This is a genomic window from Algoriphagus jejuensis (assembly GCF_039523455.1).
Classification (GTDB): domain Bacteria; phylum Bacteroidota; class Bacteroidia; order Cytophagales; family Cyclobacteriaceae; genus Algoriphagus; species Algoriphagus jejuensis.
Genome location: NZ_BAAAFI010000049.1, coordinates 76,609 through 99,194 on the forward strand (window position 1 = coordinate 76,609; position 22,586 = coordinate 99,194).

At 47.3% G+C, this 22,586-nt stretch carries 21 protein-coding genes; 8 read left to right on the forward strand and 13 right to left on the reverse strand.

From position 1 onward, the window contains the following. The first annotated feature begins 30 nt into the window (after positions 1-30). Both ABD031_RS21390 and ABD031_RS21395 read left to right on the forward strand, forming a co-directional pair. On the forward strand, positions 31-2,037 hold the full coding sequence (locus tag ABD031_RS21390; RefSeq protein WP_343854984.1) for a glycogen debranching protein: 2,007 nt from the start codon (positions 31-33) through the stop codon (positions 2,035-2,037). A gap of 268 nt (positions 2,038-2,305) precedes the next feature. Beyond that, positions 2,306-2,551, forward strand: a complete 246-nt coding sequence (locus ABD031_RS21395; protein WP_343854986.1) for an FUSC family protein — start codon at positions 2,306-2,308, stop codon at positions 2,549-2,551. A 359-nt stretch (positions 2,552-2,910) separates the two neighbouring features. On the opposite strand, the gene ABD031_RS21400 is transcribed toward ABD031_RS21395, so the two are convergent. Then, a complete protein-coding gene (locus ABD031_RS21400) occupies positions 2,911-3,312 on the reverse strand; it encodes a 3D domain-containing protein (protein WP_343854987.1) in 402 nt (133 codons plus the stop codon). A gap of 231 nt (positions 3,313-3,543) precedes the next feature. Here ABD031_RS21400 and ABD031_RS21405 point away from each other — a divergent pair, with 231 nt between their 5' ends. Further along, complete coding sequence (locus ABD031_RS21405; RefSeq protein WP_343854988.1) at positions 3,544-4,098, forward strand: TetR/AcrR family transcriptional regulator; 555 nt, start codon at positions 3,544-3,546, stop codon at positions 4,096-4,098. A 17-nt stretch (positions 4,099-4,115) separates the two neighbouring features. Here the strand turns inward: ABD031_RS21405 and ABD031_RS21410 are convergent, their stop codons facing one another. Beyond that, a complete protein-coding gene (locus ABD031_RS21410) occupies positions 4,116-5,180 on the reverse strand; it encodes a hypothetical protein (RefSeq protein ID WP_343854989.1) in 1,065 nt (354 codons plus the stop codon). A gap of 452 nt (positions 5,181-5,632) precedes the next feature. Continuing rightward, positions 5,633-7,480, reverse strand: coding sequence for a DUF748 domain-containing protein (locus tag ABD031_RS21415; RefSeq protein ID WP_343854991.1), 1,848 nt, complete (start codon positions 7,478-7,480; stop codon positions 5,633-5,635). A gap of 474 nt (positions 7,481-7,954) precedes the next feature. Here ABD031_RS21415 and ABD031_RS21420 point away from each other — a divergent pair, with 474 nt between their 5' ends. The 5 genes from ABD031_RS21420 (at position 7,955) to ABD031_RS21440 (ending at position 13,971) form a co-directional block, all read left to right on the forward strand. Further along, positions 7,955-8,590, forward strand: coding sequence for an outer membrane beta-barrel protein (locus ABD031_RS21420; RefSeq protein ID WP_343854993.1), 636 nt, complete (start codon positions 7,955-7,957; stop codon positions 8,588-8,590). Positions 8,591-8,898: 308 nt separating this feature from the next. After that, positions 8,899-9,672 (forward strand): sugar phosphate isomerase/epimerase family protein, encoded by a 774-nt coding sequence (locus ABD031_RS21425; RefSeq protein ID WP_343854995.1) that lies wholly within the window; start codon positions 8,899-8,901, stop codon positions 9,670-9,672. 80 nt (positions 9,673-9,752) lie between these two features. Further along, entirely contained in the window at positions 9,753-11,120 is a 1,368-nt protein-coding gene (locus ABD031_RS21430; RefSeq protein WP_343854996.1) for a Gfo/Idh/MocA family protein, read from the forward strand. Between the two features lie 80 nt (positions 11,121-11,200). Continuing rightward, positions 11,201-12,214 (forward strand): DUF6807 domain-containing protein, encoded by a 1,014-nt coding sequence (locus tag ABD031_RS21435; RefSeq protein ID WP_343854999.1) that lies wholly within the window; start codon positions 11,201-11,203, stop codon positions 12,212-12,214. Positions 12,215-12,324: 110 nt separating this feature from the next. Continuing rightward, a complete protein-coding gene (locus ABD031_RS21440; RefSeq protein ID WP_343855000.1) occupies positions 12,325-13,971 on the forward strand; it encodes an FAD-dependent oxidoreductase in 1,647 nt (548 codons plus the stop codon). A gap of 9 nt (positions 13,972-13,980) precedes the next feature. On the opposite strand, the gene ABD031_RS21445 is transcribed toward ABD031_RS21440, so the two are convergent. From ABD031_RS21445 to ABD031_RS21490, 10 genes are all read right to left on the reverse strand, one after another. Further along, a complete protein-coding gene (locus tag ABD031_RS21445) occupies positions 13,981-14,718 on the reverse strand; it encodes a hypothetical protein (protein ID WP_343855001.1) in 738 nt (245 codons plus the stop codon). A 1-nt stretch (position 14,719) separates the two neighbouring features. Next, positions 14,720-15,415: an HAD family hydrolase gene (locus ABD031_RS21450; protein ID WP_343855002.1), complete on the reverse strand. Its 696-nt coding sequence runs from the start codon at positions 15,413-15,415 to the stop codon at positions 14,720-14,722. Between the two features lie 141 nt (positions 15,416-15,556). Continuing rightward, positions 15,557-16,468: an alpha/beta hydrolase gene (locus ABD031_RS21455; RefSeq protein ID WP_343855004.1), complete on the reverse strand. Its 912-nt coding sequence runs from the start codon at positions 16,466-16,468 to the stop codon at positions 15,557-15,559. Between the two features lie 30 nt (positions 16,469-16,498). Continuing rightward, on the reverse strand, positions 16,499-16,837 hold the full coding sequence (locus ABD031_RS21460) for an L-rhamnose mutarotase (RefSeq protein WP_343855005.1): 339 nt from the start codon (positions 16,835-16,837) through the stop codon (positions 16,499-16,501). Between the two features lie 205 nt (positions 16,838-17,042). Further along, positions 17,043-18,353 carry an L-fucose:H+ symporter permease gene (gene fucP / locus ABD031_RS21465; protein WP_343855006.1) on the reverse strand — a complete coding sequence of 437 codons (1,311 nt, stop codon included), beginning with the start codon at positions 18,351-18,353 and terminating at the stop codon, positions 17,043-17,045. Then, a complete protein-coding gene (locus tag ABD031_RS21470) occupies positions 18,350-19,120 on the reverse strand; it encodes an L-fucose dehydrogenase (protein ID WP_343855009.1) in 771 nt (256 codons plus the stop codon). Before ABD031_RS21470 ends, fucP begins: the two co-directional genes overlap by 4 nt. Before the next feature lie 63 nt (positions 19,121-19,183). After that, positions 19,184-20,008 carry an amidohydrolase family protein gene (locus ABD031_RS21475; protein WP_343855011.1) on the reverse strand — a complete coding sequence of 275 codons (825 nt, stop codon included), beginning with the start codon at positions 20,006-20,008 and terminating at the stop codon, positions 19,184-19,186. Further along, positions 20,005-20,868 carry a fumarylacetoacetate hydrolase family protein gene (locus ABD031_RS21480; RefSeq protein ID WP_343855012.1) on the reverse strand — a complete coding sequence of 288 codons (864 nt, stop codon included), beginning with the start codon at positions 20,866-20,868 and terminating at the stop codon, positions 20,005-20,007. The genes ABD031_RS21475 and ABD031_RS21480 overlap by 4 nt, the downstream gene beginning before the upstream one ends. Before the next feature lie 174 nt (positions 20,869-21,042). Then, entirely contained in the window at positions 21,043-21,801 is a 759-nt protein-coding gene (locus tag ABD031_RS21485) for an SDR family NAD(P)-dependent oxidoreductase (RefSeq protein WP_343855014.1), read from the reverse strand. A 349-nt stretch (positions 21,802-22,150) separates the two neighbouring features. Continuing rightward, entirely contained in the window at positions 22,151-22,585 is a 435-nt protein-coding gene (locus ABD031_RS21490; RefSeq protein ID WP_343855015.1) for a response regulator, read from the reverse strand. Position 22,586 lies beyond the last annotated feature (1 nt).

Sequence of the window (22,586 nt, forward strand, 5' to 3'; positions counted from 1 at the left end):
GGTAGTTATCTTGGTGGAAATTCTTGAAAGATGCGGCCTCTACTTCCCGGAAACAGTTTTCCAATCGGTTCGACCTACAGCACGGCTGGAGTCAATTTTTCTCTTTTTTCCAAACATGCAGAAGGGGTGGAACTCCTCTTTTTTCACAAACGGGACGATAAGGAGCCTTCGGCCATTGTCCGATTGGATCCTGCCGCCAACCGAACTTATCACTATTGGCACGTCTTCGTGCCCGATATAGCACCAGGGCAGCTCTATGCCTACCGAGTCTCAGGACCGCGCGATGCAGGGCGGGGGATGTGTTTTGATCCGAGTAAGGTGTTACTCGATCCTTATGCCATGGCAGTAGCCTTTTCGGAAGATTGTCCCAAGTCAGTCGTAGTGGATATCGGAGCCTACGATTGGGAGGGAGACTTGCCGCTTGCCCGGCCTTTTTCCCAGACGATCATCTACGAGATGCATGTGTCTGGATTTACCAAAAATCCCAATTCCGGGGTTGCTGATGCGCTAAGAGGCACCTACGCAGGGATGATCGAAAAGATCCCCTATCTGGTAGATCTCGGGATCACAGCCGTAGAGCTGATGCCGGTCTTCCAGTTTGATCCCAAAACCGAGGCGGGACGCATCAATTATTGGGGTTACAATCCTGTTTCCTTCTTTGCTGTTCACGAGGCCTATTCCAGCAAGAAGGATCCTCTGGCCGCCTTGGATGAGTTTCGGGATTTAGTCAAAGCGCTGCACCGTGCCGGGATAGAAGTGATATTGGACGTCGTCTACAACCATACCGCAGAAGGAGGTGAAGGAGGGCCTACTTTTTCCTTCAGAGGCATCGACAACAGGCTTTACTACTCTCTGGAGGACGATCAATCCATCTACAGCAACTATTCTGGTTGTGGCAATAGCCTCAACGCCAACAGTCCGGTCGTCCGTAGGATGATCTTAGATAGCCTTCGGTTTTGGGTGGAGCACCTGCATGTGGATGGTTTCCGGTTTGACCTCGCTTCGATTCTATCGCGGGATGGAAAGGGCAACCTGATTGAAAATCCGCCCATCCTTTGGGATATTGAATCCGATCCTGTGCTGGCTGGAACCAAGCTTATCGCCGAGGCTTGGGACGCTGCCGGCTTATACCAAGTCGGGACCTTTGTCGGCGATAGTTGGAAAGAGTGGAATGGAAGATTTCGCGACGATGTCCGGAGTTTTATCCGGGGCGACGAGGGCAAGATCAAGGCCTTTATCAGTCGTATGATCGGCAGTCCCGACATCTTTGGGCACCAGGAGCGGGAGCCGGAGCAAAGCATCAATTTCGTAACCTGTCATGACGGGTTTACGCTCTATGATCTGGTTTCCTACGGTCGCAAGCACAACGAACTCAATGGAGAGGAGAGTCGTGATGGCTCCAATGACAACCTGAGCTGGAACTGTGGGGTGGAGGGACCGAGCAAAGACATTGCAGTCGAGGCCCTACGGGAAAAACAGATGCGCAATTTCCTCACCACGATCCTGCTAGCCGTAGGTACGCCGATGATCTCCATGGGAGATGAAGTCAAGCGTACCCAACTGGGGAACAACAATCCCTATTGCCAGGACAACGAACTGAGCTGGTTAGACTGGGGTCTCGTCAACAAAAATCAGGGTCTTTTCCGCTTTGTGAAGCTGCTGATCGCCCAGCGCCTCAAGCGGGACTCCAGCCAGACAGACTATTCGATGAGCCTCAAGGAGCTGCTTGATCAGGGCCGGATTACCTACCATGGGGTGAAGCTGGGTGAGGCCGATTGGTCTGACTACTCCCACGCACTGGCCTTCAGCGTGGAATCCCTCAGTCGGACTACTTTCATGCATATCATGATCAATGCCTATTTTGGGACCCTGGAGTTTGAGGTACCTGCGCAAATGGACGTCAATAAATCCTGGAGATTGTGGATGGATACAAGCAAGGCTTCACCCGAAGACATCTATGACTGGGGTAAGGGACCGGAGTTTGCCGGATCGTACATTTCTGTGGAAGGCCGCTCGATTGTGGTCTTGGTATCGTAGGATTTTTTGGGTTGAGATTGTTGATTTACGACCGCTCATCGTCGGATATCTAAAACAAACATCCGCCAAAGTACAGAGCGAGCATAGGGTCTAACGTCTCAATACTTGTGCGCCGTGGCATAGACGCGGGTGTCAGCGATGGCTATTGGGATCTGTGTAAAAAACGAAGATATTATGTAACTTTTCCGACGATCCGAACGAGTTCGAGCTTTTTTTTGACAATACCCTCAATGAAACAAAACAACCAGTTTAAGACACCTTTCCTCAGATGGAATACAAAGAATTGACAGACCAGGAGTTACTGGAAGAACAAAAAAAATTGAATTCATTTTCTATCCTGAATGCCTTTTTAATCGGATTTCTGGTCGGGATTGTTCTCTTCAGTATATACTACCATGCGTACGGCATTGCGCTGCTGATACCGCTATTTCTCATTTATAAACTCACCAACGATCCCAGAAACAAAAGGGTGAAAGAGCTCGAAATGGAACTCAAAGTGCGCAAGCTGAGGTAGAATAATAAGGCAAAAATGATTAGCCGGCTACCCTAAGCGTGGACTGCTGTTTTCCCTTTGTTTTTTGCCTTGAAAATGGCTACGATACGCGCAAATCGTCCAGAGCAAATTTTGTAATCCCATTGTCTTCGAAGTTCAATCCCCTTCGGACTTATACTCCTTTCCCGGTATTCAAATCCCTGGATTTCATGATGGTCTAAGTCACGGCGCGTAGGTGTAGAAAGTTTTGATCCATTTAGGATCGTTTATTTCGAGAGATCTCTGATTGACCAATTCACAGCCCATTGGTTTCCTAAAAATCAATCCCCAAGCTCAACGCAAGAAATGAACTCTATCGGGATACGCCCCCGATTTTAAAATCAGATCGAATCATTTGGAACCCAGCGGATAGTAACCTTTTGGTTACCCCATTCTCGGGCTCTAGCCACATCTTTGCCCATATAGATGTCGATTTTTTTGGTCCACTTGTTTTTCATTTTATCTAGGATGACATATTTTCCTTCTAATCCATCAATGGTGACTTCCATCCCATGATGCAATCCCGAGTCAAGCAAATCTCTTGAAATCGCCAAGGCCATCATGCCGGGTTTTAAGGTGTCTCCCCATGCTGTAATGTTTGAATCTTTGTCCGTTTGCCATCTAACAGAATTATAAGCAGTCGCTCTCACCTCCATGGACCGTGTTTCCGGATCTCTACAGGAGCAGAGGATTACTAAAAATGCAGCAGTATAGAAAGACGTGATTCTTACCGATAGGGACATATAAATTTAACCGTTTTTACAGGGAAATGTTCGCAAATAGCTGACATTCATGTAGTACTGCGTTGACACTGGCTCAGTGTAAACTAGTTTCTTTTTGCTGCGAGGTGTGGCAGATGCTGAGCGGCTCTCTCGACAATGCTTCCGTTATCAGATCGTCTTTGCACAGTTTTGAATCCCTCTGCGAGAGGTGTTTTTTAGAAAGATTTTTATAGGACTAATCCATTAAAAATTATGACTTCAAACGATGTCAGTTCAGGTACTTGGTTGAATTTGGGGTATAAACTATTTTCCGAGGAAGGGCATGAAGGGTTGCAAATAGAGCGACTTGCGAGAATTTTGGGCAAAAACAAATCGGGCTTTTACCATTTTTTTGGAGACAAGGATACATTTCTTGAACGTCTGATGGAACTCCATCTGGAAAGAGAGGAAGCGCTGGCTCCTAAATTTATCGTGCTGGAAAAAATTGACAGCCAGTTTATCCGCTTGATGGTAGAAAATAAGGAGGCGATTCTCTTTCAGACTCAGCTGGTAAAAAACAGGGATTTGAAGCTATTCCAAGAAACCTATCATCATACTAATCAAGTGATTGAGGGTGTTGTCCAGTCAGTTTGGGTGAAGTATCTTGGCGTCTCGGAAGAAGTCTCAATGAAGTATTGGCGACTGATTCGGGATACTTTTTATGCGAGAGTGACTTCCAAGACCTTCAATCAGGAGTGGCTTTTGGATTTTATTGAAGAAGCCAAATCAATCCTGAGCGAGGCTCAAAACAATTCGGCTTCTAGTTGATTCTGATAAATTAGATTTTAGTTTTCCAGTCCCAATCGGTTGATTTCGGAAAGCAACTTCACTACCCGCTGATCAAACTGCTGATTGAGTGTTGTGAAGTCATCCTTTCTGATCAATTTACCCTGACTGGTGAAGAAGAAGTTGATCTTCTGCTCCGTTGGGAAAATCAGAAAACGGGAGTTGTTGCCCAGTTGCACTTGCAGTGCATTGGCCGGAGGTGACTGGGAGGCCATGGTCCTGCCGCTGAGGAGGTTTTTCAGGGTGCCATTGCTGAGGTCTTCGATACTGATAATCTCAGTCATCCCCAGTGTCAATGGTGGTTTTTTCTTCAGTCTTGCGATGATCTTCTTGAAAAATGCCTTTTGAGAAGGCTCTTCGATCGATACCGCCAGGTTTTTTTCCCGCTGAAATCCGTAGTCATTGTAGATGTTGATCAGGGTATCAAATAAAGTTTTGTTTTCAGATTTAGCCTTTTTAGCTGCCAGGAGAATGCGTGAAAGCAGGTAGCCCAAACTGTCATTTTGACCTTTGAGGATGATTTCTTGGTTTTCTGAGATATACAGGGTTTCGGCTGTCTCTTCCTCCATAAACGCCTCCTGCTCAGCAAGAGGTGATGGCAGGTTTGCTATCGTGCTTACCGGGCCTTCGCTTTTTGCAAAAAGTTTATCCAACAAATCCGTAATGAAGATCGATTTTTTCAAACTTAGTGAATCGTGATTCTCAAGCAGCAATCTCGCCAATATCAATGAGGTATGGTGGATATTCAGCAGGATGAAATTTCCTTCGATCAGTTTCCTGACACCGAGCGTAAACTTATCGTAGTTCGTATCCACTGCGATGACCAAGTCGATGCCTGATTTGCCAGCCTCATCAAAGATCGGCTTTAGGTGGCGAAAGGTAAAGGTGTCTTCGAGCCCGGTCAGTGGCTGGGCGATCTTTTGCCAAGAGACGTCTATTTCAAGATTCGCCAGCTTAACTTCCAGCTCCTTCATCGGCACATCGGAGGTGATTAGGACTCTCAGTCTCTCGGTGTTGCTTGGATTTTTTTCTTGAATTTCTTCGGTTATGGCACTACTGGTCATCTTCTATCGCTTTAATTGTGTTTTTTTCAAGATATATGTTCCCAATTTTGAATTTCTTTGAGGCAGCAAACTGGGGATGCTATCCTTTCTAGGCAATCTTTCCCACTCCTGCATTTGGCGCTGGATTCCAGCGTAAGGATTCTATCATGGCAGCAGAGGGTGTTGATCTAGAATCTGTGTTCGAAATAAAATCAGGCTTTTGAAGTACTTTCGGTTCGGGTTTTGGATGGGTGAAAAAATCAAGGTGAGTCGGAACCGTTGCAGGGAATTTTATTTCTGTTCAAAGGTAGTAAAAAAAGGTCGGACAGAATAATGTTCTGGAAAAATGGGTGAACAGATCGAATTGCAGTAAACTGGAAAACGGCCTAATTTGATCCGCAAGCGGCAAAATCTTGCTTCTGGTATTTTGCACTGGGCCTTTTTAAAGGTTGTTTGTAACTGGAAATTTGCAGTTAGTTAGTTTCGTTTTCCTTTTTTGCCTCTCGTTTCGCTTCTTTTCTGGTCTCCTTTTTCAGTTGATTGAATTCCTTGCGATTCTCTTTGGACATGATCATTGTTTCCTTCATGCCGTTAAGGATTGATTTGATTACCAGATTGACAAAGCCTTTGTTCATGTCTCGCTCGGCAGTGAATCGGACAGTACGTTCAGGAGAATTTTCAGAAATGGGGTTTTGGGAGATCAAGGCCGTGTTGGCTCCAAAAGTGACCAAGGAGCTCTTCCATTTCGCCTGATCTTTGAGTTGCAGATCTACCTCTAGGCCATGATATAGAAATTTCAAGGTGCCAGAAGCAGTGGTATTGGCGGCTAGACCCGAGAAGCTGATGTTGTCGACGGTGCCTTTTGTGATTTTTGCAGGAGAATAAGCCTGGATGATCGGGTTGAGCTGAGGAAGGTCAAAAGGAGATAGGCTTCCGGTAAATGAAAATTGGGGCTTGGCATAGCTGAATTTCAGTGTCAGGATCGTCTCCACTGTTCCCGCCAAATAGGCCCTGGCACTGAGCTCAAGCTCCCCGTTTGGTGCGAGGTTGGTGATGTTTTTGACCTCGGCAGTTCCTTTGGAAATAGTCACTATAGCAGTAGTTCCATCAGGTCTCTTCTCCTCGTTGGTAAGTTCGACGTTAGTGACTTTCAAAGATTTGATCCACAGGGGTGTTTCGATTTTTGCGATGGTCTGACCAAGATATTCCGGAAACTGGCTCAGATCCTTTGGTTTCGTGTTGTCTTTGTATATCCCCGTAGCCACACTATCGAGTAACACTTCATCAATGAAAATCTTGTCCTCATACATCAGCGAGTCAAAATTTATTCCCAGAATTGAAAGTGAGGCCACCGTCCCCGAAAAATTCGCCTGCTGGAAACTGTAGTTTTTCTGAACTTCCGCATTGGTTTTGTTGGGTTTGAAGCTCAAGCCCTTCAGAAGGATGGACTGATCCAAATACCCAAGCTTGAATACGTCCATCTGCAGGTGAAACAGACTGTCTTTGGTATGGACATCGAGGGAATCGATTCCTGCTTGCATATCTCTGAATTGGAAAATCAAAGTATCCAGATTTTTAAGGACGTTGACGGAATCAAACATCAGTCTGAAATCCATGAATTTCGCATGTTTCAGCGGGCCTTCTGTCAGATTTCCGGTGAACTTTGCCAGAGAGATGTAAATGTTTTTGAGGGAGATGACATCTTGGCCCTCATCCTGATTGATGAGCAGGTCCCGAAGCGAAATACTGAAATTTTCAATCGTAAAATCACGGTTTTTGACGGAGTTGATCACATGAAATGAAGCATCGACCAGTTCGAATTCATGCAAAAAATACGCGTCCAGCGACCTCTTTTTGCCAGCGTCTTCGGATGCCTTTGTGGGTTTGAAGGGAAATAGGATTGGATTGGAGCCATTGACATCCAGTTCTATCTCTGGAGTATTGATGGAGATCTTGTCCAAGGCCAATTCGTGGGACTCCAGCAGAAGGCTGATGTCCACATTTTCCAAAGTCAGACTTTTGGTATGTAAGCGAATGAAGCTGTTGAGGTAGGGATATTCTGAATTTTCCTTGGGTTCGAAAGAAACATTGTATACCGCGATGGTTCCTTGAATCGGATTCACCCGGAGGTTTTCAAATTTCAGGTCATACACCTCGGACATCAGACTGGATTGGAAAGATTGGTTGAGCGCAGCAGAGACGAGCTTGTTGAAATTGAGGTAGACCAGCACACCAGCAGCGACGATCAAAAAACCAAGAGTCACCACGATTTTCTTCGTTTTGGACCATTTCTTTTTCGCTGAATTCGCCTCTAGATTCATAGTTATGTTTGGCCGGCTTGGGCTGTAGGGAAGGTAATTTCAATAAAAAACCTGGCGCCTCTAACTAACCGAAAGAAAGCGAGCGTTTCTTTTCGCACCTTCTTTGTGATTTTCCTCCGGTCATCGAAGTAAGGGGGGATTTCCAGATTTTATTGTAAATCAATTTAAGCTATTAATCGCTGGTAAAAACAGAAGAGGTGGATTTAAGATATTCTCTAGGGCTTTTTTCTAGTTTTGTAGATGATAGGTCAGTTTTTTAAAGTAAAAAGCCCAAAATATTGGCTCTTAGTTGTGGGGCAGCAGTAGGCTATGAGGCTTCTCTCAAATTCCAAATTGAAAAAGGCCTTTGTTCAGCCCAAAGGATTCAGCTACATTAGCATCTCACTTTGGTGCTGATTTCTGATGCTTAAAATATCCTCTGCTTTCATTGTTTTGTTTTTGTTTTCTTTTTCAGCCCAAGCGCAACTGTTGATTGTGGCAATTTTTGGTGATCAGCTCAACTCAGGGAAAATTGAATTCGGTCTCGACGGGGGTTATAACCGTTCTTGGTACTTAGCCCGAGAGGATTCACATGGACTTAACAATTTTAACCTGGGTTTTTTCTTTCACGTCAAAATGACCGAAAACAGTACCGGGTTTATCTCAACGGGTGTACATGTCAAGTCGAACGTCGGAGCGAGTGGGATGCCCACTTATTCCATTGGTGATGCGGAATTTGACGATGTCTATGCGGAGGGGGAGCTGACCACCAAAGTAAACGTATTCTATGTGCCAATCATGTGGCAGCAGCGACTCGGGAAAGTCTTCCTAGAAGGCGGAATCCAACCGGGGCTGCGGGCCAAAGCTTTCGATTATTTCAAGGTGGATGACTACGGTGGAGAGTTGGAATACAAGAACGACGTCAGAGACAACTATACCCGCTTGGATTTTGGTTTGGTCGGTGGACTCGGATATAGGCTTAAAAAAGGACCAGTCAGTACCAGCATCGGAGTGAACTACTACTATGGGGTGGTGGATGTCTACAAACCTGAGACCTACAATCTGAAAAATTCAAGCATGTATGTCTATGCCCGCATCCCGATAGGCGCGGGAGGGAGCAAGGAGGATTAAGTTCGTCTAGGAACAAATCGCAGTAGCTTCACCCGGTTACCAGATTAAATTTTCTGTCCTCACTGGGTTCGGTTCCATTTTTTTTATTTGCCGGATTGGGCAACACGCGAGATAGTTTTTCCTTCTAAATCGATTTCGGAGAATTTGTGACGGTCACTTGGGTTGATGACCTTTTTATCCTTATTATTAAGGTTATGATAAAAAAGGATTTTTCACGAAGGGATTTTATCCAAAAAAGCGTGGCCTTAGGCCTTGGAGCAGCGGTGTTACCCTATGTCCCCACTCTTGCAAATCCATTGAAGTCGGGTATGAAATTCGGTCTGGTGACCTACGAATGGGCCAAGGACTGGGATCTCGCCACTCTGATCGCCAACTGCGAAAAAACTGGAGTCCTCGGCGTAGAACTTCGCACACAGCATGCTCACGCGGTCGAAGCAAACCTATCGGCAGCGCAAAGGAAAGAGGTTAAGAAGCGTTTTGCAGGTAGTAAAGTCACCTGCCTCGGGTATGGTAGCAACTACGAATATCACAGTGCAGATCCAGCCAAGCTTAAGGAGAACATCGACGGGACGAAAGAATACATCAAACTCTGTCACGATATCGGAGCCACCGGTATCAAGGTGAAACCCAATGGTCTTCCTGAAGGAGTGCCAAAGGAAAAAACACTTGCACAGATCGCTGCTTCCTTTAATGAAGTGGGGAAATTTGCGCAGGATTACGGACAATTGATCCGAGTGGAAGTGCATGGAAATCAGACTCAGGATATTCCGAACATGAAGGCGATCTTTGATCAGGTGACTGAGCCCAATGTCAAAGTTTGCTGGAATTCCAATCCAGAGGATTTGCTCGCTCCGGGACTGGAGCAAAATTTTCACACGCTTGAAAAGTGGTTTGGTGACACGGTGCACGTCAGAGAGTTCAACGTGGGTGACTATCCTTATGCTGAATTGATAAAGCTTTTCACAAAGATAAAGTATGACGGGTGGATCCTGATGGAAGCCCGAACTAAGCCGGACGACCGGGTCAAAGCACTAAAGGAGCAATTGGATATTTTTAACCGTCTGGTAGCCCAATCGAAGTAATTGGCGGTATTGTATCAGGAGAAAAGCGAGAGGAATGCCTTGCGTTTCTTCTTTTTTGACAAATAACAGTAGATACTCAAATGACCATGAATTCAGATAATTCCAGACGAGACTTTTTGAAAAAGTCAGTTCTCACCACTGCCGGCGTTGGATTGGGCGCCCTGGCTTTTCCGGCTAGCAGTTACAGCAAAATAATGGGAGCCAATGACCGGGTAAATGTCGGTATCGTCGGTTTTTCGAACCGGGCAAAAAGCGCTCTGATCCCTGCGATGCTTAGGCATTCCAAGGAAATGAATTTTGAGTTTACGGCGGTTTCGGATTTGTGGAGCAGAAGGAGAGAAGAAGCGGTAGCCTATGTCAAAGACAAAAGTGGCCTGACCATCGCTACTGCGCGAAACAACGACGAACTCTACGATCGCAAAGATGTCGACGCGGTCATCGTCAGCACGGCTGATTTCCAGCATGCCTTGCACTGCAAAGAAGCGGTGGAAGCTGGACGGGATGCTTATGTAGAAAAGCCCTTTGCGGAAACCATGGCCGATGCACGTGCAGCAAAAGAGGCTGTGCTTCGTACGGGTAAGATCGTGCAGGTCGGCTCTCAGCGCCGAAGCGGAGCCAATTATCATGCGGCTAACCAATACATCAAAGACGGAAAGTTCGGAGATATCGTCGCCGTGGAGATGACTTGGAATGTCAATCAACCGGGACGTTGGAGATTGCCGGAGTTAACGCAGCAGATCCGAAAAGAAGATACCGATTGGGAGCGTTTTCAGATGAACAGGCCTAAAGCCGATTGGGATCCTAGAAAATACTTGGAGTTTCGTTTGTTTTGGCCGTATTCCTCAGGGATTCCTGGACAGTGGATGGCGCATCAGATTGATACGGTTCATTGGTTTACGGACATTCCACACCCGCGAAGTGTCGCTGCAAATGGCGGCATCTACCTTTGGAAGGACGGACGGGAAAACTTTGATACCATGACGGCGGTGTTTGACTATGGTCCCTTGGATGACAAGTCAAAAGGCTTCCAGGTGATCTATTCTTCCCGATTTACCAATGGCGCAGGTGGAACTAAAGAGATTTATTTTTCCAATGGCGGTGAGCTCAATCTGGATACCAACCGAATCACCCCAAATGGCGGGCTGAATGAACGAAATGCCGGTGCCATGGGAATGAAAGCCAATTTGCTTCCGGACATGGCTTTGGGAGAGGCGGTCAAGACCGAAACCGGAGCTGATACTGGTGTAGATGATTTGACCTCCGCGCACATGAGAAACTGGATGGACTGCATCCGCAGCCGCAAGAAGCCCAACGCCGATGTCATGGCGGGTTACAATCACTCGATCGCCAATATCATGACTACTGCCGCGCTCAGAACAGGTCAGTTTGTGACCTTTGATGAAGAAAAACAAGAAGTCCTCGCCGGAGGAAAAGTTTTCCAATACTAAAACAATAAACCATGATTAGCCTATTCAAAGTCGGCTTTTTTGCCAGCTTAGTACTTATTCCATTTTCTGAAAGATCGGAAATGAAAACAACGACAACGACAGGACCGTCTGCGAAAGCAAATGCGGTGACTTTGGTGAGAAAGGATGCAGAAAAAAAAGTAGAAGTCCATGTGAATGGAGAACTTTTCACGGCCTATCTCTATCCAACGACAATCGACAAGCCGGTTTTGTACCCAATCAAATCCGTCAACGGCAATGACATCTCCAGAGGCTATCCACTAGCACCACGTGCGGGAGAGCGAGTAGATCATCCTCATCACATCGGAGTCTGGTTTAACTATGGTGACGTCAACGGACTAGATTTTTGGAACAACTCCGACGCAATCCCGGCCGATAAGAAAAGTGCCTATGGAAGCATCATTCATACGGGCATACTCAAAGCGAAAGATGGCAAGGACAAAGCTGAATTGGAAGTAGCCATGGACTGGGTGACGTCTACGGGTGAAGTATTGCTCAAAGAGAAAACTACCTTTGTTTTTAGCGTTGATGGAAATAAGCGAATCATAGACCGTATCACCACCCTTACCGCGCAGTCAAAAGAAGTTGCAATGACAGACAACAAGGAAGGCATGCTCGGCATTCGAGTGGCGCGTGAATTGGAGCACCCCTCCAACAAGCCGGAGATCTTCACCGATGCGAGTGGCATTGCCACGGCGGTACCTTCTCTCAACAACGAAGGCGTGACTGGCATGTATCGAAGCAGCGCTGGTAAAGAAGGAGATGACGTCTGGGGTACGAGAGGTACTTGGGTTAATCTTTCCGGAGAAATCAAGGGTGAGAAAATTGACCTTGCGATCGTGGATCATCCATCAAATCCAGGCTATCCAACCTATTGGCATGCGAGAGGTTACGGCTTGTTTGCTGCAAATACGCTGGGCCAAAAAGCGCTGAGCGACGGTAAAGACGAGCTTAATTTCAAGATTGCTCCAGGCAAATCGGCGACATTCAGATACCGAATCGTCGTGAACTCTGATGGGGACGTGACTGACCAAACCATGAATAAGGAGTTTGAGTCATTCAGTAAGGTGAAATAAATAAACCCAGAAAGGAGGGATTTCCCTCCTTTTTTATTGCTTTTCTAACGGTAGTCTCAAGTCATTTGTAGCATTGCCTTTCATCAACATCTAAACCAAACCAGTAACTCATGAAGCCCCTTTTTAGCCTTCTCCTTGGTATATTCTTTGCTTTTGGCTGTTCGCAGCCGCAATCGGAACCAAATAACTTCGAAGCGGATATCGTTGTCTACGGCGGAACTTCTGCAGCCATCACCGCTGCAATGCAGGCAAAGAAAATGGGGAAAACTGTGCTGGTCGTATCGCCGGACAAGCATTTGGGAGGGCTCTCCGCTGGAGGTTTGGGCTTCACAGACACTGGAAACAAAGCGGTGATCGGAGGTTTGGCTCGGGAGTTTTATCATCGTCTGTATCTGCACTACGAGCAGGATTCGGCTTGGAAATGGCAAAAGCGTGACGAATACGGCAACAAAGGCCAAGGTACCCCGGCCATCGACGGGGCGAACCGTACCATGTGGATCTTTGAACCGCATGCCGCAGAGCGGGTCTTTGAGGACTTTGTCCGAGAAAATCAACTGGAAATACATCGGGACGAATGGCTCGATCGGGAGGGAGGGGTGACTGTCGAGTCTGGTAAAATCATTTCGATCAAAACCCTGTCAGGAAAATCCTATACTGGCAAAGTGTTCATCGATGCCACCTACGAAGGGGATCTGATGGCGGCAGCTGGCCTGAGCTATCATGTTGGGCGTGAGTCGAATGAAACTTATGGAGAAACCTGGAATGGGGTGCAGGTCGGCACCTATCAGCACAAGCATTATTTCCAAGATTCGATCAGCGCGTACAAGATTGCCGGTGATCCGTCGAGTGGGCTTTTGCCAGAGATCTCTCCAAACCCTCCGGGAAAAAACGGGGAAGGGGATCAGCGTCTACAGGCATATAATTTCCGGATGGCGTTGAGCAGCAATCTGGATAACCGAGTGCCTTTCGAAAAGCCCGTAAATTACGACGCTTCACGCTATGAACTCTTGGCGCGGGTGTATGCGACAGGATGGCCTGAGACCTTTGAAAAATACGATCCTATTCCTAATCAGAAGACTGACACCAATAACCACGGGCCGTTCAGTACCGACTACATCGGCAAAAACTACGACTATCCCGAAGCGAGCTATGCGAGAAGAAAAGAAATCATTCAGGAACATGTCGAATACCAAAAAGGCCTGATGTACTTTCTCTCCAATGATCCGCAAGTCCCTGAAGACGTGCGCGCAGAGATGGCAAACTATGGTCTGGCCAAGGATGAGTTTGTGGACAATGGAAACTGGCCGCATCAGATCTATGTGCGCGAAGCGAGGAGGATGATCGGTTCTTATGTGATGACCGAGCACGATGTCCTAGGCGCGAAGGAAGTCCCTCAGCCAGTGGGTATGGGCTCGTATTCGCTGGATTCTCACAACACGCAGCGCTTCGTCACGACGGGAGGATTTGTACAAAATGAGGGGGATATTGGCGTGCATCCTAAACAGCCCTACTCGATCTCTTATGGGACTTTGATTCCTAAAAAAGAAGAATGCACGAATCTGCTCGTGCCGGTCTGCGTCTCCAGTTCTCATACCGCTTTTGGTTCGATCCGCATGGAACCGGTCTTTATGATCTTGGGACAATCTGCCGCTGCAGCAGCTTCCCTTGCGATCGATGAAGAGATAGCGGTGCAGGATCTCGAGTATGAAAAGCTTAGAAAAGTGCTTTTGGAGGAAAAACAAGTGCTGGAAAACTAAGTCCCCGAATCAGCTCTTAAGGTATTTGTTTGGAACGTTTGGGGAAATGTAATCGATGCCAAACCGATATTTCAGGAGTTGGGAGACGATGCCGGAGATCACGGCCTCTTTTCGGTGCATTTGCGGCAGCAATCCCATCAGGGCGTAGCTGATCGGGTTGACTGCGGGAATGAGTGTTTCCCAGTCGTAGCCTTTACCCCAGATCAATCCCCGAACAGTCAGATCTAGGTCAGCCCCATAATCCAAACAAAAATCCAGCATCTCTCTGGACTGATGGTTGTTTTGGTTTACCGAATGAAAAATAGGTGTTTGCCCGCCGAAACCGAAATCATCGACTCCGGCTTTGGTATTGATATCCAGTCCGGATTTGACCAAAACTTCCGCGCAGGAAAAATGGTTGAATTCCGCACAGATGTGTAGTAGGGAAGCTTCGAAAAATGGGGTATAAGCGCAGGGAAGTGTGAACTTTTTTTCGATAACTTTTGGGTTTTCAAGGATGACTTTCTTCAGTAGATCTCCGTCGTCCATAAGCACCGCTTCAATGACAGGATCCTCCAAGCCGTGGCCCATTTCCAAAAAAACTTTGACGCAATCTTTGAATCTAGGGCTTCTGGTATATTCGCCGATCAAAACCCATAGCAGCGGTGTTTCCTTCTTGCTTTGCTGAAAGTCTCCAGTTTCCAAAATGGCTTTTATTCCGGCCATATCGTGGAGTTCAACCGCGGTATTCAGATCCATGACACTCATGCTATTTCATCGTTTTGATCAGTTCAGCTGCATCAGCAATACATTTTACCGAATAAAACTGATCGTTTTTCACTTCATGCGATACCTGCTCGTGAGCCCAAGTGATGTGAAAAGGAATGTGGATGGCGTGACCTCCCAGCTCCAAAACGGGCAAGATGTCTGACTTCAAGCTATTTCCCATCATGAGGAACTCTGAAGAATCGACATCCAGGTGGTGGATGAGCTTTTCAAAATCGGAAGTCCGCTTTTCGCTCATGATCTCGATGTGGTGAAAGTACCTCTCCAGTCCAGACTTTTTGAGCTTGCGCTCTTGATCCAGCAGATCCCCCTTGGTCGCCAATACGATCCGAAAGTCTCCATTTAATTCCTGTAAGACTTCTTCCACCCCCGGCAAAAGATCTACGGGCTTTTCCAGCATCTCGCGACCGATGTTGATCACTTTTTCCACTAAAGCCAACGGCATCTTATTGTCCGAGATTCGCATGGCAGCTTCAATCATCGAGAGCATAAAGCCCTTGATACCGTATCCATAGAGCTTGAGATTGTCTATCTCGGTGCGGTATAATTCCTTCATGATCGCATGCTGGGGCATAAAATCTTCCAGCAAGCCAGCAAACTTTTCTTCTGCTTCGCGAAAGAAAGGTTCGTTTACCCAGAGGGTGTCATCTGCGTCGAAGGCAATTACTTTTATAGGCATTTTTTGAGTATCAAATATAAAGACATTAGTATCAGGACTAGAGCCGGGAAGCAAGAGACCAGAGTTAGGAAACCAAGATAAAAAGCTAGTTTTCAGTAGCGACGTAGCATCGGGCATCGGTCATCCGACCTGTTTTACACCTTAGAGATCTCCCATCCATGCCAAGAGCACATCTCTCCAAGTGGAGACGGAGCCATTTCCAATTCCAAAGCCAAAACCATGTCCTCCTGTTGGATAGATATGTAGTGAAGCAGTCACTCCATTTTTGTGGAGGGCCGTATAGTAAAGAAGAGAGTTTTCAATCGGTACACCTTTGTCGTCCTGCGCATGAACCAAGAAAGTTGGTGGTGTCTCTGGATTTACATTGAGCTCTCCAGAGAATCTGTCCATCAATTCCTGACTGGCGTTTTCACCAATCAGATTTTTTCTGGAACCCGAATGAACCGCCGCGTCTCGGAAGGAGATCACCGGATACGCCAAGATGGAGAAATCTGGTCGGGCCGACAAGGCATCGATTGCGTCCTTTGGTCGCTCGACTTCATGCTTGTATTGGGTGCTCAGGGTCGAAGCCAAGTGGCCGCCAGCTGAGAAACCTAACACACCTACTTTGGCGGGATCGATATTCCATTGAGCGGCGTTTTGCCTTACGAGACGGATCGCTCGCTGAGCATCCATCAGAGGGACTTCCTTGGGGTCTGTCAGGGACTTGGAGATGGGTAGGCGATATTTGACCACGATTCCTGCGATTCCGTTCGCATTGAGCCATTTGGCAAAGTCAGTGCCTTCCTTGTCGTAAGCCAAGATGCCATAGCCACCGCCGGGGAAGATCACGACCGCCTGGCCCGTAGCGATCTGTTTGGAAGGTAGATAGACTTCGATGGTCGGAGTCTGCACGTTGGCGATTCGGATGATGTCTTGTGTGACCACTTCTTCCTTTAGATCCGAAGCATTTTGCAGCGGCGGAGTGCCTTCCCAAAGTGGGAGCGTAGTGACTTGGGCTTGAGCAAAAGTGGCCATCAGGGCGAAAATTAAGGTGAAAACAAGGTTGTTCATAGGCTTTGGGTTTGTGGCTAAAATCTGGTTTCAGGTTCCTTTATATTCAAACAACTTCTCCATGACCGCCCACCGCCAGTTGGCGGGAGTGCCTGGAAGGTTGGTTTGGTATTGGCCGAGGAATGCCTCCCATTCCTGAACTTTAGGGTTGGATTCGTCGAGTTCTGCTTTTTTCTCAAAGCTAAATTCGTCATTTCCAATGAGGATCATCGTGAGTCGGTTGCTCCAGCGGTAGATGCTCATCTCCACGATTCCAGCCACCCTGATGCTCTCAATGATTTCTGGTGAGACTGCCTGATGGCATTCGACATAGGCCTGAATCGCTTCAGGTTCGTCTTTGAGATCACAGATGAGTACAAAAGTCTGCATACAACATTTACGATTTTGAATTTACGCCACGATAGCAATAGGAGTATAAAACCTTTATTTAGGTTAAGGAGCTCCCAATTTTGAACACTTGATTTCTAGAAAGATTTGTCTGGTGTCTATTTTTTTGATCTTTCAATTTTCCAATTTAGAACATTGAACGATGAATATCGAACACCGAAGTGTTCCCTTGTAGACCTCTCATATCTTACTTTACAACTTTTCTCACCCGCATCGCAAACAGAAATACCATCAGAAAACAAGTCAGCGGGAGAAAGAAGGAGAAGTTCACCTCGGGAACGCCAAGAATCAATGTGTCTGTGTATCCAGATCCACCCAAGTCCAGGATCATCCCCTGTAGTGTAGGCATGATCGCTCCGCCGACAATCGCCATGACCAGATACGCGGCGGCAAACTTGGAGTCTTCCCCCAAGCCGTCTAAGGCAATGCCGTAAATTGTAGGAAACATCAACGACATCGCAAAGCTGATCCCCACAAGAGAGTAAAGTCCTGTGATTCCCTGCAGGAAGATCGCGCCCAAGGTAAAGCCGATGGCCAATAATGCAAATGCTGCCAATAGCTTGGTTGGCGAAATAACCCGCATTAGGAAGGTGCACACCCAACGTCCGACTAGGAATATGCCCAGCGAAGCATAAGCATAGTTTACCGCATTGTACGTGGTGATACCGATCGATTCAGCGTATTGGTAGATGTAGGTCCATACCATGATTTGCGCGCCGACATAGAACATCTGAGCGAAGGTGCCCTCGACAAAATTACGGTTGCTGAGCAGTCGCTTCATGGTCGGCCCAAAGTCCACTCTGCCCGATCCGCCCTTACTTTCGGGCATCTTCATCATTGCAATCAGGACAAAAATCGCAATCACCACGAGCCCAAGTATCACGTAGGGATTACGGATTACCATCAAGTCATTGGTTCGAATCACTGCCTTGGCAACTTCGTCTAGGCCATCGTAGATGATATTGCCGTTTTCGTCGGTGTTGTTGGATTGGAGTGAGTTGAGAATGAATGTCTTGGCGACAAAAAGACCAGCCAATGCCCCCATAGGGTTAAACGCCTGCGCCAAGTTGAGCCGTTGAGTTGCAGTGGCTTCCGGTCCCATTGACAGGATATACGGGTTGGCAGTGGTCTCCAAGAAGGCCAGGCCAAAGGTCAGGATGTACAAAGCCGCAAGGAAGAAGCCATAGCTCTCCCAGGCCGCGGCAGGATAAAACAAGCAAGCCCCAAACGCGTAAAGCCCCAAGCCCAAGAGCACGCCGGTCTTGTAGGAGTATTTTTTGATAAAGAATGCTGCTGGCAAAGCCATTGTGAAATAGCCGCCGTAGAAGGCCATCTGAACCCAGGAGGCTTGGACGTTATTCAGTTCCAATACACGCTTAAATGCCGCCACCATGGGGTTGGTGATATCATTGGCAAAGCCCCACAGCGCAAAAAGGGAGGTAATCAGGATAAAAGGAAGGACAAGATCTTTTGGGACTAGAGCGGGTTTTTGGGTCATAATGAGCGATCAAGATGGGTGTAGCCACCGTCAACGTAGAGGTGTTGACCGGTGATGTGAGAGGCTTTTTCTGATAGAAGAAAGAGGACCATTGCGGCGATCTCTTCGGGAGTGGTCATGCGATTTCCAAATGGAATTCGGCTGTTGATTTCATTAAGTTTTTCTTCGGGATTGGCAAAAGACTGGATCCAGCTGGCGTACATCGGTGTGAAAACTTCTGCGGGCAGGATGGCATTGACGCGAACCTGATAGGGAAGAAGCTCTACAGCCCATTCCCTGGTCAGTGCCAATTGAGCTCCTTTGGCAGAAGTATAGCCGGAGGTGCCTCCCTGTCCGGTCACGGCGGTTTTGGAGGAGATGTTGACGATAGCCCCCTTGTTTTCTTTTAGATAGGGCAGGGCATAATGCGCCAAATAGTAGTAATGGAAGAGATTCTTTGAGACTGAATCGACATATGCCTCTGGATTGCCGTGTTCCAGGCCGACTCCGTCATTGGCTCCGGCATTGTTGACGATGCCGTCGACACGTCCAAAGGTTTGGATCGCAAGATCGACACATTCTTTGGCTTGCTCGGGGGAAAACAGTCGAATCGGCACCTGCAGGGATTTTCCAGGTGCCAAGTCTAGGATTTCCTTTCCTTCTTTGTCCGAAGGATCGATTATCACGGGGATGGCACCTTCTTCGATCAATCCGCGGGAGATTGCGCCTCCGATTCCTTTTGCACCTCCGGAGATTAGGAATACTTTATCGGTTAAGTTAAGGTTCATAGGTAGTGGGCAGTCTCAGCTTTCAATCGGCAGACGGAAAGTACTGTTGACCATTATTGTTTTTCAGATTTTATAAAATTCAGCTGCGGTTCCGCCCATGATTCGGGCTTTTTCCGAAAGGGACAGTGTGTCTGTAAATCGCTCCATCACTTCCCAGAACTTCTCATATTCTCCAGCTAAAAGCCCCACAGGCCAGTCGCTGCCATACATCAGCCGGTCTGGACCAAATAGCTCAATGGCAATCTCCAGGTAAGGGAAAAGTTGGTCTGCGGTCCAGGTTTTCCAGTTGGCTTCAGTGGTCATGCCCGACAGTTTGCAGTGCATTAGCTCCCTTTCAGCAAGCAGCGCCATCCCTTTTTTCCAATCCTTCCAATCCCCGTCTTTGATGTAGGGCTTGGCGAGGTGATCGATGACAAAGCGCTGATTGGGGCACCTCTTCACCAATTCCAAAGTAGCAGTGAGGTGATTGGGAAAGATGAGGATGTCGTAAGCGTAGCCTCGTATCCCCAATTTCTGCACGCCGCGGATAAATTCTTCCTGTAGCATGTAGCCGGGATCCCGGGACTGTAATACTTCGCGGAAACCGACCAGTTTGGTAGTGTCGGCATACTGATCCAAGACCTCGTCGAGCTGATCGCTTTTTAGATCGGCCCAACCGACCACTCCCCTTATCCACTCGTTTTGACTGGATAGATCTAGGAGAAAGTCGGTTTCTCGGAGGCTTTCCTCTGCCTGTACTGCGATGCATCCGTCGATCTTTGCATCCTGAAGCAAAGGGTACAGATCCCCCGGAAGAAAATTCCGGCGGATCCGATTCATCTCAGGACTGATCCAGTCTTGGCGCTTAGGATCGTATTCCCAAAAATGCTGATGGGAATCTAACCTCATGCCTCAGGGTCATTCATGGCAACCTGACGCGAGATACCAAGACCTTCAATTCCCAACTCGACGACGTCGCCGTTGACCAGGAATTGAGGCTCCGGCTTGAGGCCCATGCCTACTCCGGCAGGGGTTCCGGTGGAGATCACATCTCCGGGAAGCAAGGTCATGTACTGACTGATGTGAGAGACGATCGTGGGGATGTCAAAGATCAGATCCGAAGTATTGCTGTCTTGAAGCATCTTGCCGTTCAGTTTCAGCCAAAGTCGGAGTTGGTGAGGATTTGGAATTTCTTCTTGGGTAGCCAAAAAGGGTCCCAATGGGGCGAAGTGGTCGGCGCTTTTGCCTTTGACCCACTGACCACCGTGACGAAGCTGGAAGTCCCGCTCGCTCACGTCGTTGTGCAGGCAATAGCCCGCGATGTGATCGTAAGCGTTTTCGGGCGAGACGTACTTGGCGCGCTTGCCGATCACCACTGCCAGTTCCACTTCCCAGTCCGTTTGTACAGAGTTTTTTGGAATAAAGATCGGGTCAAAAGGACCGCAAAGCGAAGAGGTAGCCTTCATAAAGATGATCGGAATCTCCGGTACAGCCATGCCTGCTTCGGCGGCGTGCATGCGGTAGTTGAGTCCTACGCAGATGATCTTGGATGGCCGGGCGATGGGGGATCCCAGGCGCGCATCGGCGGGGATCTCCGGAAGAGAAGCTTGATTGGACTCCAGCCAGGAGGATAGCCTAGTCAGTCCGTCTGATCCGAGAAAGGCTTCGTTCCAATCCTCTCCAAAGGAAGAACAGTCTAGGTTTTTTCCTGCTTTATCCTGAATTCCCGGTTTTTCTTTTCCGGCTTCGCCAAATCGTATAAGTTTCATGTATATAAGTATCTAGATGTTAGTATTAAGTATCAAGAATTTTGGAACCAAGAAACAAGAGACTAGAATTTAGATTTAAGATTTGAGACGGCAGAATCAAAACAAAATTCTTGGATTTAGGACGAATGTGTGCCATAAACCTCGTCAATCAAAAATCGTGAATCCAAAATCGTCTTACATCTTCAGCCCGACAAATCCCCCGTCGATGTTGAAGTTGGTGCCAGTGATGAAGCTGCCAGCGTCAGAGCTGATGAAGTAGGCCATTTCGGCGATCTCCTCCGGTGTACCCATCCTCCCGACAGGTTGTGTGGCAGCCAGCTTGGCAAACATTTCCGATTCCTGTCCGGGGTAGTTTTTGGCTAAAAAGCCATCGACAAAAGGAGTATGAACCCTTCCCGGCGATAGGCAATTGCAGCGAATGCCGTCCTGCACATAATCTCTAGCCACGCTTAGCGTCATGGAGTAAGCGGCGCCTTTGGTCATACTGTAGGCGAATCGATCCGGGATGCCTATTGTAGCAGCCACCGAGCACATATTCAGGATTGATCCGCCTCCGTTTTCTTTGAGTTTGGGAAGGCAGGCTTTGATGCAGTTAAACATACCCTTGACGTTCACTTGAAATAATCGCTCAAAGTCGTCCTCAGTGGTATTTTCTACTTTGCCAATATGAGAAATCCCGGCATTGTTGATCAACGTGTCGATCTTGCCGGGAATAGTTTGGATCAAACGCTCGAGCTGAGCATAATCGGTGATACTGCCTTCTAAAAATTTAATCTGAAAGCCTTGGTCTGTCGCTTCATCTTGGACTCTAACTCCTTCGCTTTTGTTGGTATCTATGAAATATACCAGGCTTCCGGCGGAGGCAAACTTTTTCACCATGGCGAGGCCGATTCCGCTGGCGCCACCAGTGATTAAGACGGTTTTCGAATTCATTGGTATGGGGTTAGGGTTTGGGATTGTTAAAATCTAAAACTTAGCCGAAGGCAAATATAACAAGGACTTTTAAAGCTAGTCAGCTAGTTTGAAGATCTAGCTGTTTTTTTCAATTCTGAAGGGTTTTTTAGCAGAAAACAGCAAATGATTTCATTTTAATAGTTGAGTCTTGCCGAGACCTACAAGTTTGAAAGAATGCTCGCGGGTACCTGAATTTCGTTTGCCAGTTTCAATTAAGATACCGGTGCCGTACCAATCTACTTGCAGATGTGTTCGCTGTCGAGCTGGGACTGAATCCAGTCCATTTCCTTAAAGGTTTGATTTTGGCTTACCTCTCTTCGGATTCCGCTCAGAGTTTAGGCAATCTTACCATGGTCAGCCAAAATTCCTCGATTTTAGCGGTAATGTTGAAGAATTCGCTGACTTCAAGTGGCTTGGTGAGATAACAGTTGGCATGCTTCTGATAAGCGCGCAGAATGTCGCTTTCCAAGGAAGAGGTTGTCAGCATGATAATTGGAATATGCTTTAGGTTTTGATCGTTTTTGACGTTTTCCAATACCTCATGCCCGTTTTTCTTGGGAAGATTGATGTCCAGAAGTATTAAGCCAGGAAGCGTTTTTGGGTTCTGATTGGCAGAAGATGCCAAAAAGTGAATTGCTTCGAATCCGTCTCGACGGATGATCAGCTCATTGGGAACCTGACATTCTTCCAGTGCTTCAGTCATCAACAAAATATCACCTTCATTATCTTCAACCAGGAGAATCTTAATCGGAGTTTTGTGCATG